The 15,294-nt window shown below is 42.7% G+C and carries 12 protein-coding genes; all 12 read right to left on the minus strand.

From position 1 onward, the window contains the following. Nucleotides 1-16 precede the first annotated feature (16 nt). Nucleotides 17-1,318, minus strand: a complete 1,302-nt coding sequence (locus tag M2403_RS11885) for a glycosyl hydrolase family 28-related protein (protein WP_259229262.1) — start codon at nt 1,316-1,318, stop codon at nt 17-19. Continuing rightward, nucleotides 1,318-2,514 (minus strand): O-antigen ligase, encoded by a 1,197-nt coding sequence (locus M2403_RS11890; RefSeq protein ID WP_259229264.1) that lies wholly within the window; start codon nt 2,512-2,514, stop codon nt 1,318-1,320. The genes M2403_RS11885 and M2403_RS11890 overlap by 1 nt, the downstream gene beginning before the upstream one ends. Before the next feature lie 12 nt (nt 2,515-2,526). Continuing rightward, nucleotides 2,527-3,636 carry a glycosyltransferase gene (locus tag M2403_RS11895; protein ID WP_259229265.1) on the minus strand — a complete coding sequence of 370 codons (1,110 nt, stop codon included), beginning with the start codon at nt 3,634-3,636 and terminating at the stop codon, nt 2,527-2,529. Continuing rightward, nucleotides 3,608-4,771, minus strand: coding sequence for a glycosyltransferase family 4 protein (locus tag M2403_RS11900; protein ID WP_259229266.1), 1,164 nt, complete (start codon nt 4,769-4,771; stop codon nt 3,608-3,610). The genes M2403_RS11895 and M2403_RS11900 overlap by 29 nt, the downstream gene beginning before the upstream one ends. Further along, on the minus strand, nt 4,771-6,231 hold the full coding sequence (locus M2403_RS11905) for a lipopolysaccharide biosynthesis protein (RefSeq protein WP_259229267.1): 1,461 nt from the start codon (nt 6,229-6,231) through the stop codon (nt 4,771-4,773). Before M2403_RS11905 ends, M2403_RS11900 begins: the two co-directional genes overlap by 1 nt. 56 nt (nt 6,232-6,287) lie before the next feature. Then, entirely contained in the window at nt 6,288-8,459 is a 2,172-nt protein-coding gene (locus M2403_RS11910) for a polysaccharide biosynthesis tyrosine autokinase (RefSeq protein ID WP_259229268.1), read from the minus strand. Between the two features lie 20 nt (nt 8,460-8,479). Then, nucleotides 8,480-8,914, minus strand: a complete 435-nt coding sequence (locus tag M2403_RS11915) for a protein tyrosine phosphatase (protein WP_310503634.1) — start codon at nt 8,912-8,914, stop codon at nt 8,480-8,482. Further along, entirely contained in the window at nt 8,914-10,050 is a 1,137-nt protein-coding gene (locus M2403_RS11920) for a polysaccharide export protein (protein WP_259229270.1), read from the minus strand. The genes M2403_RS11915 and M2403_RS11920 overlap by 1 nt, the downstream gene beginning before the upstream one ends. 97 nt (nt 10,051-10,147) lie before the next feature. After that, nucleotides 10,148-11,578: an undecaprenyl-phosphate galactose phosphotransferase WbaP gene (gene wbaP, locus M2403_RS11925; protein WP_165059114.1), complete on the minus strand. Its 1,431-nt coding sequence runs from the start codon at nt 11,576-11,578 to the stop codon at nt 10,148-10,150. 170 nt (nt 11,579-11,748) lie between these two features. After that, nucleotides 11,749-13,839, minus strand: coding sequence for a YjbH domain-containing protein (locus M2403_RS11930; RefSeq protein ID WP_259229626.1), 2,091 nt, complete (start codon nt 13,837-13,839; stop codon nt 11,749-11,751). Beyond that, on the minus strand, nt 13,839-14,582 hold the full coding sequence (locus M2403_RS11935; protein WP_259229271.1) for a capsule biosynthesis GfcC family protein: 744 nt from the start codon (nt 14,580-14,582) through the stop codon (nt 13,839-13,841). The genes M2403_RS11930 and M2403_RS11935 overlap by 1 nt, the downstream gene beginning before the upstream one ends. Then, a complete protein-coding gene (locus M2403_RS11940) occupies nt 14,579-15,235 on the minus strand; it encodes a YjbF family lipoprotein (protein ID WP_259229272.1) in 657 nt (218 codons plus the stop codon). Before M2403_RS11940 ends, M2403_RS11935 begins: the two co-directional genes overlap by 4 nt. Nucleotides 15,236-15,294: the final 59 nt, after the last annotated feature.

Consider the following 15,294-nt stretch of genomic DNA (forward strand, 5'->3'; position numbering starts at 1 on the left):
ATTATAATTAAACTTACTATCTCAACTGTGAAGAAATAAATTTTTCATCTAAAAGGATTCTATGACGAAGCTTTGTAGAAACCGCGACATCATTAGATGGTGAATAAATAAAATTATTGGTCGCATTACTATTTTTCAAAAGAATTATAAACTTACTATTAACGCCTGATATTGATTTAATAACATTAAATTTAGAATAAACTGCCATCACAACATCACAGTTAACTCCTTCTATGTTGTTAAATATATTATTTTTTTTATCATTTAATGTTTCAGGCAAACTAAAGAAAACAGACACTGCCGTTTTTGCATTTCCAATATATATATCCTCGACCAGACAACCAGATGAGTTATTAATAAGGATACCCTCTGATGTTACTGTTCTGCCAAGATTCGGAATACGAATATTCTTTATCGTGCAGTCTTCACAAAGGTTTGTTGCGATACCACTACCATTCATACTGCCCGGAGTCATTGGATTATATTGAACGGCATTTTCGATTAGACAGTTTGTTGAGTTTGCAATAAATCCAATGGAATAATAAGTTCTTTCCAGATCCGGACTAATTACATATAAGTTTCGTGCTGAGCAGTTATGATTTGATGGGGTTTCAGGAGGTACATCAGACCCCATACCTATTAATTGCGTCCACCCACTTCCCCAAATATTATAAGCATGGCAATCACGTGCATTAACGAAATTAATCCCATACCCCCCCCATCCTCTTGCATTTTTATTTGTAAATTTAGCCTCTAAAAAAACATCATGAATCAATGAGTTTTCTGCTTGTAAAAAATGAGGATTATCACGGAGATACTCTCTCTGGGATGGATTTTTAAAACCCAAGTTAATGGTAGTGGGATTTTTCTTATTCTTATACCATTCATTAGCAAAATTTTTGTTTGCTTCCTGGCTCGAGCCTATAACAAACCCCCCACGCCCTTTAATAAATAAAGGATCTTCAAACACTATTCGTGTAGTTTTACCTTCACCAAAAACCTCTGTGTTATCAGATAAATATACGGGGAAAGATAATTTGTAATATTTAACAGGATCAGGGATATATATTTTTGCGCCACCTATTTTTAACGAATAGTCGCAAGCATTCTGAAATGCTGAGGCATCATCGTTAATACCATCACCGCGGGCACCAAAATCCATGACGTTTAATGAATGCTCTTGTGCAGCTTTTTTCAATGTGCCGTAGGCATTATTAACAAAAAAGTAGGTTCCAAAAAGTCCGATTGCTGAGTTTTTCAAAAACAATCGCCTTTCAGAGTTTATGCATTCTTCCAGATACTCATCTTGATTCATCATTAATCACCTTCATTATGACTTATGAATGACTTTCTGTTGTATAAACTCATTGTGAATAAAAACAGTGGCACACTTACCCAAAATGTTGATATATCAATGAATATGCCAGATATTATGTACGCAATAATCAATGGGAATTTCTCTTTATTATTTTTATAAACAAATGCACACATTGAAAGTAGGAAAGAAAGATAGAGGAATAAACCAACAACACCTGTTTCCACTGAAAGTGAAAGGAACATATTATCGGGTATTAGGCCATACTTTTCTGTCGATAAACGATAACCCACACCCAGTAGCGGATTATCACCCACCAGCCCTAACAGCAGTGCCCAGGTTGTGAATCTTCCAGAACTGATATCTTCCTGATTAGCGCCAGAAAGCCTTCCCCAGAAAGATGTCAGATATTCATTATTCATACCAAAAATAAAAATTGAAATAATAAAAGCAGATATAAAAATTAATGTTACGGGTTTTATCTTGCGCTCCATTCCTAATGTTATAACAAAATAAACAAATACAGCAACGATGAGACTTCTGGACATTGATAGATAAATGTTAATTAGAAAACAAAGTAAAATACCTGTGAAAATTAGAACGTTTTTCCCAGATTTTTTAAGCTCAATAAATGCCGTTAGTCCCAAAAGAAGTACAAGATTACTATAAGCACTGGAATCCTTTGCAACACCACCAGCTCTAAATACATAACCCATCCCAGGGTATTTATACATTTGTGTCGCTGTCAATGCCTCACTTTGCAAAAAAAATCCCAAACAAGCTTCAAGTGTCACTAATACAAAAAGAGCAATAAAAAAATACGCAACTCTTTTCTGCTGGCTTTCCGTAATCCCACGGCTGAAAGCTAATATAAGCACACCAGGAACATACATTTCCAACATTCGTAGGTATCTTAAATAAGAAGGCATATGATCTATCGAGCCTGGATAATAAAGATAACTATACGTAAGGCCTAACAACACCCACACAAACCAAAGAGAGATAAACAATATAATATACAAAGAAAGTCCATTTTTTTTCTTTTTAGTCAACAAGAAAAAAAACAGTGATAGCAAAGAAAAAGGAAATGCGACTTCTAATCCAGATAGGTTCCCCCTTCCAAAGGGTATTAATGTAATTATTGCCATGGCAAGACATGAAAATTGAATTGCAATGCTATCTTTATTTACAAGTTGCATTAAAAACCTTCATCATTTTATAAGATCAGTATATAAATTTAGTTCAGCGAGATAAGTTTGTTCTGGAGAAAACCTACTGATTATAAAACTCCTGGCACTGGCTATTATTCTTGCGTGATCATTTTTTACGAGTTTTAACTTCTCAGAAAGTTGCTCAATATTTCCTAACTCATAGAGATAACCTGTGACATTATCCTCAATTAATTCTACATTCCCCCCAGAATTTGATGCTAAAACAGGGATTTCATAAAGTTGTGTTTCGAAGATAACTCGCCCTAGTGGCTCACGATCCGACGGGACACAAACCAAATCAACATCTTGCAACTGATCCCGGACGTCGGAGATAAATCCTGTGAATTCTACGCGATCCTGAAGATTGTGTTCCTGAGTATACAGCTGTATTTCTTTATAATAGTTTTTATCTTTCTCGGAACTTCTTGGTTCACCAATAAAACGAAGTTTTACAGAATGGTCGTTCATCAGTGCAAAAGCTTTTAATACTTCCATCTGATTTTTAACTTCTGTAATTGCACCTATAACGGCTATCACATAGTCATTATCACTTTTTGTATTATTTATACTTTCACCATCTGATTTTCTAAGAAATTTCAAGTCTAATGGGTTGTATATGACTTTAACCTTTGATAATGAATCCGACACTCTTACAAATGTACTTTTTACATACTCAGAATTTGCCAATATTACGGTAGAAAGCCGATATATGATATTATCAACAAAACCATGATCAGATAATTCTATACCACAACGAGCTCTGAACACTGTTTTTTTTCCTCGAATTCTGAAGGAAGGCATCGCAAACAAACCATCATAAAAAGTATTACAATGGGCTATGGAGTAACTTTTACTTTTATTAAATGTTTTGAGCATCAAATTTACGCCACCTAAGAGTCGCGAATTCAATGGCTTACTGTCTATGTAACAAATATTATTTTCTTTTATGCCGGACTTTAATAACTCATTCTTATATTTACTATTATCACTGTCTATCAGGATATCGAATTCAACTTTATCACTTATTTTTTCTAAGAGTGCTATCAGGCTTCTTTGACCACCTGCCACATCTTGGCAAGTATCAACGTACAATACCTTTTCTTTTTTCATGGTAATCCTCTCCACTAAAATCGTTCAATGTTAAATCGGCAAGTTTTGACCAGGTAAATTTCTTAACCTCAACAATGCAATTATTGCTTAATCTAGCAAGTGTTTGCCTTTCATTATAAAGCTTCAAAATCGCCGCTGAAATTTCATTAATACTTTCTTTCACCACCAAGCCTGTATGATTATTTAGCACTACTTCGCTTATAGCACCGACATCAGTAGCAATAGAGGGAACGCCATATTTTGCTGCTTCGAGAAAAACGAGGCCAAAACCTTCTATTTTCTTATTACTATGTTTTGCAGCAAGTATAAAAACCTTATTATTTTTATAAATATTTTCGAGTTCTTTATCATCTACCCCAGTCCGTATATCTAGATTAACCTGTTTTTTCCTTGCCAAATCCTTTAATTTATTTTTATATTCATCACTGCCATTCCCAACCACGGTATAATGAATCTCTCTCCGAATATCAGGGGGGATTAAACCTAATGATTCAATCACATAATCGTAACCTTTTCTGTCATCAAGTCTCCCAACAGTAAGTACATTGAACTGCTTTGAGTTGATGTTATCAATGTAGTTTTCGTTACTGAGGTTTGAATCCTGTGAAACGCCAAGATAGGTTACAACCACGGGGATATTACCTGGAACCGCATGATTTTCTAATAAAATTCGTTTTGTATAATTACTATTAGTAAAAATAGTTTTAATACCTGAGAATAAATTCAGAGACTTAGCAAATATAGATGCCTTGCCATTTTTTAAGTTTAAGACTTCACTTCCATGTAGCATAAGATTGAACTGAATCTTATTTTGGATTCTCAACATATTAATGCATTGAATTGCTACCCAAAATGGCCAGTCTGCTACTAAGACATAGTCATACTTTCTGAAGTCTACTGAAATGACTTTTTTTATTAATCTAGGAAGGTGCCAATATTTAAACTGTCCACCAGAAAATAAATCCAAGGTAATTCCATGGCTCAACTCACTATCCTTAAGTGTAGCGTTATATTCGGGCGCTATAAGTGTTACCAGATTGTCATTTTTAATAACGTTGATTAGCTCCTCGCAATATCGACCTATTCCGCCTTTGAATGGGTAAAATTCATTTGTAAGTACTAATATCTTCCTCATTACAAACCACCTGCTTGTTTGTTTTTAATAATTTTACCTTTGGCATATGCAAGCACTTCCCAAAACGCATTAACCTTTAAGACTGCGCAAAGAACCAAATACACAAGTGCACCGATAAAGAACTTAGTAATTATGTCAATAAATCCACCATCAATCGTAAAAAAATAGGTTGCTAAAAACATAGATAAGGTGGCTATGAAAACTAATGACATATCCTTGAGTTGCCTAAACGCACCATACCCGAAGAGTTTTCCAGGGTAATATGCATTTATAAAAAAATAGAAAATTGAGATAATGAAATTACTAATTACCATATATTTAAGGCCAAATGGGGCAGAAATAAATAACCCTAATATCGTCAGAGGTAACTTTATGAGATCTATTTTCAAATATAGGTCTGAACGACCAATTGCATTAAGGAGATTAGCATTAATGGCCCCGAGAGGAATGATCATACGAGAAAGTGCTAACCACTGTATGATGAATACAGAAGGTAACCATTTATCGGTAAGAAATAATCTAACAAAAGGCTCTGCAATCACAACCAGGCCAACCATACAAGGAAGCACAATAAAGGCTGTCATATCCAAACTTTTTTTATAGATCTTAAGCAACCGCGCTCGGTCATCTTGAGCCGCTGCCATAACAGGAAATAACACCCCTTGTAATACATTGAACAGGTTGACGGACAAGAGATCTGGCAGATTACGCCCCTGAGCATAAAACCCAACTTCTTTACTTGTAAAAAGGCGGCCAATCAAAATTGAATATGAATTATCGGATAATACACCAGCCAGTCCTGCCAAAAAAACTTTAGAACCAAAGTTAAATAGTTCTTTTGTTCTTGAAATTGAGAACTCTAGTTTTGGTCGCCATTTCGATACAATAAACATCAATACCGTGACAATTGCTGAGTAGCTGATTGCCTGGTATACCAGTGAATATACTCCATACCCGTTGTAAGCAAGGTAAATGGCGAACACTCCACTAATCAGCACCGCCCAGAAATTGACAAGCGTTTTCAACCGAAAATTTAGCTCAATACTCAACTTTGCGATTTGTACCACACTCAAAGATTTTATAACAATACTCACTGATATAAGTCTTATTACATCAATTAAACGCTCATCTTTGTAAAAATGTGAAATCTCCGGGGCAAAATAATAGAGTAAGACATATATCAACATCCCCAGAGAAAAGTTTATGTAAAAAACAGTTGAATAATCTAAATCTGTACGGTCTTTTTTCTGTATCAATGCCTGTGAAAAACCGCCATTAATGATCACATCAGAAAGAACCAGAAAGACAGCAACCATTCCTACCAAACCGTACTCTGAAGGGGTAATCATCCTTGCAATCATTATGCGGATAATAAATTGCCCCCCCTGAACCATAAACCTTTCTACCGCATTCCAGATGAGACCAGAAATAGTACGTTCTTTCAGAGTTTTCGTTGTCATGTTTAGATTTAAATTAGGTAAACTTTAGTGGTTAATTTACGTCAGTAATATGCAAGTCACTTATTATCTGAATATTCATAGCCATAATTGCTATAGCCATAACCATAATAACTGCTAGCTTTTTTAATGACACTGTTGATGATACAACCCTTAACCAAAATACCGCTTTGCTCAAAGCGCCTGATGCTGACCTCAACCTCTTTGACGGTATTCATCTCAAATCGGGCTACTAATAATGTTGTTCCCACATAACGACCTATAATAGCGGCGTCTGTAACTGCCAGAATGGGTGGTGTATCCACAATAACGAGTTCATAATTTTTCGAAGCCCAGTTCAGTAGTGCTTCGAAACGCGGATGCATCAAGAGTTCAGCTGGATTAGGCGGTATTTCCCCACGGGATATAAAATCGATACCCACTGCAGGTATGTTTACAGGCGCTGATTCCTGATTGATTTTCCCGGATAAAACAGCTGAAAGTCCGTTATCCAAACCGACCTTAAACAGTTTATGAGAATAGCCTCTTCGCATGTCTGCATCAATTAAAAGAACTTTCTTATTAGCTTGAGCAATTACCGCAGCCAGATTACTGCTTATAAATGTTTTACCAGCACTCTGGCTCGGCCCTGATATCATAAGGACGTTATTTTTCGCCTCCATCATCGCGAAATGCAAGCTCGTACGCAGACTGCGTATAGCTTCTATAGCGAGATCGGCTGAGTTCTCCACCGCAAGAAAGTTAGTTTGTGGTCCGCTTCGCTTCGTTTTAGACGATTGGTTTTTACCGAATTTACCTTTCTTAGTCAGCCATTCTGATAACGGTATGCTTGCATAAACATTGATTCCTTTTTCTTCCAGTTGCTCCGGTGAATCAATACCTTTCCGCAAGAATACGCGCATAAACACCAGACTAATAGAAACCAACGCCCCAAGAATAAGGCCAATTAATACAATCAATACCTTTTTAGGTTTCACCGCTTTAGGTTCAGTGACGGCTGAGTCAATTATCCTCACATTTCCTATTGCACTGGATTTTGCAATACTCAGTTCCTGCTGACGATTAAGTAACTGCATATAAATTGCACGGTTAGATTCTGCATCCCGGCTCAATCTGGCAACTTCTTGTTGTGTCCCTGGCATGGCAGAAACACTTTTATTTAGCCGATCCCTCTCTTTAAGCAACGTCTGACGTTTCTCAAGAAGCGCTTTATATGTCGGGTGGTCTTTAGTGTAGAGCTGCGAAATTTCCGCTTCACGGAAAGTCAGTTCATTTAACTGACTTTCGACGTTGACGATTTGATCCAGCACAGATTTTGCCTCAAGCGACAGGTCTACCGAGTCTTTCTGCCTGCGATAGGTATTCAATGCATCTTCTGACGCATTAAGGTCAGTACGCACCTGAGGAAGTTGGCGTTCAAGAAAATCAAGGCTTTTGGCATCCTGAGCAGCCTGACGCGCAATATTTTGATCGAGGTAATTTTGGCTAATGCTGTTCAGGGTGGCAGCAATAAGTTCCTGATTATCACCATTCAGCGAAAGATTCAGAATACCCGTGTCCTTACCCTGGTCATTTACACTGAAAGCATCGAGTAAATCATTAATTGCTCTTAGCCTGGACAGATAATACACGTCAAATTGGGTACCTGGTACGCTTTGAATATCATTTACCAATAAGGAAATCCCTTTCTCATTAAGAAGATTTCCAACTGTTCCTTTGATTTCAAAACCATCGCCTTCAACCAGGTAGTTGTTATTATCAATTACCTTAATCGTGATTTTTGGTATATCACCGCCACCTGCGGGTAAATACAAGCGAGTAATCTTAAGCTTGCCAGGTACCTCTCCGGTGATCCTCGCCCATCCACGTCCAAACACCGGGAAATACTTCTGTTTAACCACAGCTTGCAGATTCAGGTCATCCACTGTTTTGCCTAAAATCATCCGTGATTGTAATAAAGCAATTTCCGGTGCGGATTGTGGCTGAGAATCAGGTAATACCTGGCTCAGACTTTCAAGAATCGCATTCCCTTGTTTCTGTTCCACCTGGATCAATGCATCAGCCTGATAAATAGGCGTGGCAAAAAGAACATATATAATAGCCAGCACCGTAAATACGGATGTGATGATAATAATAAGTTTACGGTGATCAATGATCTCACCAATCAAACGACCCAGGTCGATTTCGTCTGAATCTGGTGAAGCGGGGGTTTTCGAAATTACTGGAGACATACGTAGTTTCCCTGATGAAGTTATCCGTTCAGCTTTTGCAGCCAGGATTGACACGCCTGATCAATTAATCGGTAAACAGACTCAAAGGCTTCCTGACTCTTACGGTAAGGATCCGGAATCTCCCTCTGCCCAAGCCAGTGGCCCAGCAACATTATCTTTCCGCGGGCCTCAGGGGAGATACGACTAATCTGCTCTTGATGGAATTTTTCCATGACTAAAATAAGTTCATACTGACGCCCGAGCGCAGAAGTAAATTGAGTCGCCCGGTGGTTATCAAGTAACAGCTGATGTCTCCCGGCTGCCACAATCGCCCCCTCATCTGCAGAGTGACCAACCAAAGCAGCCATTCCAGCCGAGTCTATTTTCTTGTCCGGTAATAATCGCCTTAACAGCCTCTCCGCAATCGGAGAGCGACAGATATTTCCCGTACAGACAATTAATATTGAGTCAAACATTATGGATTCCATTGCCGTACAAAGCGTCCCGCTTCAATCATGTCATGCACTCCCGTAATGGTCGGAACAATCTGGGAAATGACACGATTCCAGCGAACAATCGGCGCAGTGGTGACATAAACGATATCGTAAGGCTGGAGCTGGAATTCTGTACTCATCACCATAGAAGAGGCATCTTTGGCATTCAGCTGATAAATGTTGGCGATTTTGCCTTTCTGGCTTCCCTTCAGCGGGCGAATAACAAATATACCGGAAGCATCCGCCATACTTTGGGCAATCCCCTCCGAATTCCCTAACGCCTCGGCGAGAGTCATCCCGCTACGGTCCATTTTCAACGTGCTCTGTTTGGTGACTTCGCCCATAACAAAGACTTTCAGATCATCATTTCGTGGCACAAACAGAATATCGCCAGGATAAAGCAAGCGGTTCTGTGTAAGGTCACCTTTCTGCATCAGGGCCTGAAGAGAAATCTGGGTATCCTGACCGTTGTGATTGAGCACCACGTTACGCCAGTCAGCATCAGGCGCTAAACCCCCTGCGGCATTAATGGCATCAATCACGGTAAGCGGAATATTGGTAATAGGCTGTTGTCCGGACTTGATGACTTCACCGGTGGTATAAATTTTCTGCGAACGGAATGCCGCAATACTGACGTCAACCTGCGGACTTTCAATGTACGTCGCCAGACGGCTGCTGATCTCCTGACGTACTTCACTGACAGTTTTTCCGGTGACTTTCAGTTTCCCGATATAAGGATAGAAAATTGTCCCGTCGGCATTGACCCAGTTCCCTGTATCACTGGCACTGCGGTATTGCCCGGCTGGCGTGGTCAGTTCCGGGTGATCCCAGACGGTAACCATCAGCACATCACCAACCCCAATACGGTATTGGTAGTTTTGCAGTTGTATATCCAGCTGAGGATTTGGCCGTGCCTGAACGCTGTCAGGGCGCAGCTGATCGATCAGGCCGGGCGTCATCGGATACACGTTAACTAATTTATCAATGTCATAATTGCTATCAGTAGGTTGAACAACATCTTTGTCCATGGTACTTAACGACTGCCCTGGAATAACCGTACATCCGCTCAGTAACAAAGCTCCGAATAATGCAGAAATCTTAAACGTTTTATTTTTCATAAAATCCATATCATGTGGTTCAACAGAAATTGATGTTGGCCATGACGCTAATAACTAGCAGCCAATACATGAGGGTGATGCATTATTTAAATGACTGTTAATAAGCACCGTCTTTTCTAAGCACAACACTTACTGTTTTAAACAAGATGGCGATGTCATTCCACATCGACCAGTTTTTTACATACCAGGCGTCAAGATAGACGCGGGTCTCGTAATCCACATCACTGCGACCACTCACCTGCCATAATCCGGTCATTCCCGGTTTGCTCAGCAAGTAATAATCCACCTCATCACTGTAACGCTCCAGTTCAGCGTTAATAATAGGCCTCGGACCAACAAGGCTCATCTCTCCTTTTAATACATTAAATAACTGCGGCAATTCATCCATGCTGGTTTTACGCAATAAATGTCCGATGCGCGTAATACGTGGATCGTTTTTCAGCTTAAATGTCTCATCCCACTCGGCGCGTGCTTCCGGGTTATTTGCCAGCAATTGCTCAAGCACTTCCTTGGAATTGATTACCATTGAGCGGAATTTAAGACATTTGAAAGGACGGCCGCCTTTACCAATACGCTCATGGCCATAAATTGCCGGGCCGCCATCTTTCCTCACTTTGAAGCTGATATACAGCAGCAGCGGAGACAATATGGCAATAATCCCCAGTGAAGCCACAATATCGAAAGCACGTTTCAGGAAGCGTGATGACCATTTCGCCAGATTCTGATGAACACGTAAGATCATCACTTCGTGGCTGAAAATAAACGACATATCCGTACTGTCGAGCGGCATGCCGCGCAGGGTCGGGATCACCGAGACATAACGGTAACCGTGGATCATAAACACCCGCAACCAGTAGTTACGGATATCGCTCTGGTGTGCTTCCACGGCGACAATAAACTGGGTTTTCTTGTCGCACGGCGTTAATAACCACAGGTCATCGCAGAATATGATCGGAATGCCATCAATGCTGTCCCCCGGCTTGTCAGTCAGTTCGCTGGAAATAAATCCGGTGACGTTCAGCCCGAGATTCTTTTCGCTTTGAATCGCTTTGTAAGCCTCGTGAGCATTTTTACCGGTACCAATAATAATGGCATCGCGTTGCCAGATACCCAGAACCGTTAATACACGCTTAGTCATCATGCGGGCACAAGGTACAAATATCAGCACCAACAGCCAGGTGAGGATCCACATATAACGGGAAAAATTCCACTCCGCGAAAGCCATTACCGCGATCTCAATAACGGCAAAAATGACCAGCGTGCGTAAAATTTCTTTCAGTTCAAACCAGAAGGTTTTGCGGTAGTAATAATGCCGCAAGCGCATGCAGAACCAGCCAACACAACAAAATGCCAGCGTCCAGTGTAATAAAACCAGGGCAGTAACATGTTGGGCAGGAATATAGTCATCAAACTCTTTGAGCATGAAGCTCAGTAATATTTTTGCGACATAAATCGACAGGGTGAAACTGACGAAATCAGAAAGAGCAAGAAACAGGCTTGAGTAAAAATTTCTGGTGAGAAATGTCATATTTCCCTCACAACAAGTATCAAAAAATAATTATTACCTGAGGCAATCAGGTTAATAGGCTTATAATAATTGACTTCATTAACTGTCCCCTGACATGCTGACATATCAGAAAAATAATAAATAAGTCATTTTGTAGGTGCCTGACTGTTGCAGTCAGACACAACCTTTCATTAAGGCAACTGCGGCGTATCTCTGTCTGAAGTAATACCGTACAAGCCGTACTGTCTGCCCAGCATCTGGCCACCATCACGCGTCAGTGGTGTCCAGCTGACCACTGGCGTGCTACGTGTCGGTTTGACAGTCAGTAAGTCCAGCGGAACAGAGATGTAGAAGCCTTTAGTAAAGGAGCCTTCACCGTATTCCTGTTTAGAGACATTCGTCAGCGTCGCATAGGCTCCCACGGTGACACCGCTGTCAAAGCGTTTGGAGAGATCCAACGTGCCGCCTTTGTCTTTAGCCAGATATTGCCCGACACTCATTTTCACCAGCACATCATCCATAAATGCCGGCCGCCAGTAGGCTGTCAGGTTGCCGGTTGCGGCCTTGTAGTTAGTGAAGCGCATCATGTCGTCCCAGTCGCGCTGTTTGACATAGTTGGCATCAATACCCAGTGCCCAGTCAGAATCCAGTGGCCGGTAGAGCACTTCGCCCCCGACGCCGCCGTACATCATCTCCAGATAACCGCCATAAAGCTGTCCGTAGAAACCGTTGCCCAGATAACGGAAGTAGTTGGCTTGCAGGTTATTCACATAGACATCGTTCTGAACGTATTCACGGATATGCGTTCGTACGCGTGGCAGAGAAGAGTCATTACTGACGCCGTCATAGCGGAACTTATCGTAGTTATTGGCAACGTTGCCAAACACGCCGCCATCGACAAGCAGATGATCTGTCAGCCAGTAGTTGGCATCCGCCAGCACCCCGATCTGATACATATAAAAGTTTTCAGGGCCGCCGACGGATTGTCTTAATACCGGCGACAGGCTGTAATTAAACCGGTCCTTGCCGATAAAGAATCCCTGACCGACGTCTGTGACCGGTTCAATCCGTTGCTGGTTCAGGGACTGTTCCTGCCCCAGCGGATAACCCTGTTGCTGCTGACGCAGGCTCGCCACGCGGGTACGTGTGGTGACCATCGGCATACCAAAGCGGTTTTGGGTAACATCCAGTGTGTCGACATTCTCCGGCAGATTATTCAGCATGATGAGATTGGCACGCTCTACGCCTTTGGACGTATTACGATATTTATCCTGCTGACCCGTAACGTTGAGGGTGTCGTCACGGATGTCGATACGCGGTTCGCTAAACCCGGCATTGCCTTTCAGTTGGGCCAGTTGCCCGGTCGCGACGCTGTAATTAACCATTCCCGCACTTTGCGGCTGCGGCTGATAGGCAGGAACCGGATCATCAATCTGATGAGGAACCCAATCGTTCATGTTACTGCGCAGGGTAAACCCGAACATAAAGGTATTGCCACGCTCGTAGCTGGCGTTGACATCCATCCAGCTGGCCAGGCGATAAACAGCACCGAAGTTAAACTTACTGTTCTGTTTTAGTGCCCCGGCAAAATCATCGCGGTAGTTATTACCATCGTATTCCATCTTCAGGCGCAACGGCTGCCAGGGGGTCTGATACTCCACGCCGCCGAATACCCCCGCGGGCCCGCGGAACATATCATTGAGTGAAATATCGCCGGTGGAATGGCTTTGCGCGCGGGTACAATATTTATCGCTGGCTTTGCAGAAAGGGTTCGTGATATTGCCGCTGTTGCCGATATAACCCCAGCCTACCCCCAGCGTGAAATCTAGCGGTCCGGCCGCTTTACTGGCGACCATATATTCACTGTCAAACAACCCCGTGCCGCCGATATCGCGCTTGCCCAACGCGACCTGCGGAAGATAGTAGCCCTCTTCCCACAGTCTTAATTTCACATCGAAAGACTTGTCTTTATAGGTTTGATTGCCGCTGAAGTTTGGATCGCTACTGTAAAGCCGGTCACGCACGTCGGTATAACGCAACGTGGTCTCCAGCCAGGGAAACAACGCCATCGAGACCGAATAAAAACGGTAGGCATCATTATCGCGGTAGTTGGCACTGAACTCCCCTTCTTTGGGGACCCGCGCCGTCGGTGTTTGTAAAAGTCCCGCGCCGCCGAAATCGGACTGTGAAGGACCAAGGGGTTCATCATACGTTTGCGCACGGACGGAATTAGCGTAAACCACGGACACAGCAAGCAGGCTGAGAAGATATTTTGGTTTCATCATTCAGGGATCCGGTGCGCCAAAACAGAGACGATGTGCTGATTAAGGTTTTTAAACTGGCGCGGCAGCGTCCAGTCAGAAAAACCGACCCAAATGATACTGCCCGGCTGGGCTTCAGCGTGGCGATAATTCCAGTAGGCGACCGGCGCGACCCGGATGGTTCCATTGGGATCAATCACCACGGCTTCATTCAGATTGGCACCAGAAAGAAATTGATGGTCTGCGAGATATTCACGAATCGTACGTCCTGCAACCCACGGCTGTTTTCCCGCCCCACTCACCGCCCCCAGCAACAACACGCTGTCGGGACGCGTTGCGGTATAGACGCGATAATCCCCCTGTAACTGGCGGTTAGCGGCATTGTTGTTGAGGATCAAATCCGCATCCATCGGGGTAAACTGACGACCGGTAACCCGCAACCCCTGCAATTGCTGAATGACGCGGTTAATGGTCTGCTGCGTATCGCCACTCTCCGTGGCACGCCAGGCCTTGAGCTGGTTCTGCATGTACAGATACTGTTGCTGCGCCTCAGGCGTTGCGGCAGGCACAGCAATTACGGTGCCGGGCGACCAGGATTGGCGGATCAGGTCGGACTCCGCCATCATCTGGCGCATATCTTTAATATGGCTGAGTACCTGGGCAGGCTGCCCCTGAGAGGCGCTGGTGTAAACGGCCACGTTGCCCTCGGAAAATGCCATCCCCGGCAAGGCGCTAAAAATGAATAAAAGCGTATTTATTTTCATGCTGGTGGGATCCCCGCATTGGCAGGTTTGAGCAATGTCATACTCACCGGCATATCTGCTCCCAACCTCTGATTGCTCTTGAGCACTAATCCACTTTGCGGATCTACCCAGAAAGTGTTTTGCCAGCGGTCACCCGTGGCCTCAAGCGTCACATCCTCGCGCCACACCTGACAGGCGACAACTCTTCCGGGAAGTGTCAGGGTTTCGTCACCCTGACGGCTGAAACGGGATGTCACAACGGATGACAATGGCTGCCGGTTCTCCGTCCAGCGCATCAGACTTGTCCAGCCCGCCCCTTCACGTAAATTTGTTGCATGCAACAGCGGGTCTTGTTGCAGATTGGTGACTTCCAGCAGATCCCCTTGCAAATAACCGGTCGACCGAACCAGGCGACCATTTTGGGTAATAAATACGACCTGGTCGCCGGTACTCCATTTTTCAAAGCCATCCTGGAGATAGCCGACCACAAAGATTTGCGCAGACGTAGGCAGTTTTAAATAAATGCTGCCATAAGGGATAGCGGCAATTCTTTGGGTTGGCACCACAACATCCTGCGGCCCTTTAATGGCAACCTGAAAAGTATCAACCAGACTGTTTTGCGAGGGGGAACACGCTTGTAACAAGAGGCAGAGGAACAATAAGGAATAGCGCACAAGTGATTCCCTATATCTTTATTATCATGTGGGAAAATAACCACACGGATGTGTGGTTA

Origin of the sequence: Rahnella sp. BIGb0603, from assembly GCF_024808755.1 — a bacterium.
In the GTDB taxonomy this organism is placed as follows: Bacteria; Pseudomonadota; Gammaproteobacteria; order Enterobacterales; family Enterobacteriaceae; genus Rahnella; species Rahnella contaminans.

What these genes read in the sequence shown, in the direction of transcription:
- M2403_RS11885 (WP_259229262.1), bottom strand. Translation starts at nt 1,318, where the DNA reads ATGATGAATCAAGATGAGTATCTGGAAGAATGCATAAACTCTGAAAGG.
- M2403_RS11905 (WP_259229267.1), bottom strand. Translation starts at nt 6,231, where the DNA reads ATGACAACGAAAACTCTGAAAGAACGTACTATTTCTGGTCTCATCTGG.
- M2403_RS11935 (WP_259229271.1), bottom strand. Translation starts at nt 14,582, where the DNA reads ATGAAAATAAATACGCTTTTATTCATTTTTAGCGCCTTGCCGGGGATG.
- M2403_RS11910 (WP_259229268.1), bottom strand. Translation starts at nt 8,459, where the DNA reads ATGTCTCCAGTAATTTCGAAAACCCCCGCTTCACCAGATTCAGACGAA.
- M2403_RS11920 (WP_259229270.1), bottom strand. Translation starts at nt 10,050, where the DNA reads ATGAAAAATAAAACGTTTAAGATTTCTGCATTATTCGGAGCTTTGTTA.
- M2403_RS11930 (WP_259229626.1), bottom strand. Translation starts at nt 13,839, where the DNA reads ATGAAACCAAAATATCTTCTCAGCCTGCTTGCTGTGTCCGTGGTTTAC.
- M2403_RS11900 (WP_259229266.1), bottom strand. Translation starts at nt 4,771, where the DNA reads ATGAGGAAGATATTAGTACTTACAAATGAATTTTACCCATTCAAAGGC.
- M2403_RS11895 (WP_259229265.1), bottom strand. Translation starts at nt 3,636, where the DNA reads ATGAAAAAAGAAAAGGTATTGTACGTTGATACTTGCCAAGATGTGGCA.
- wbaP (WP_165059114.1), bottom strand. Translation starts at nt 11,578, where the DNA reads ATGACATTTCTCACCAGAAATTTTTACTCAAGCCTGTTTCTTGCTCTT.
- M2403_RS11890 (WP_259229264.1), bottom strand. Translation starts at nt 2,514, where the DNA reads ATGCAACTTGTAAATAAAGATAGCATTGCAATTCAATTTTCATGTCTT.
- M2403_RS11915 (WP_310503634.1), bottom strand. Translation starts at nt 8,914, where the DNA reads ATGTTTGACTCAATATTAATTGTCTGTACGGGAAATATCTGTCGCTCT.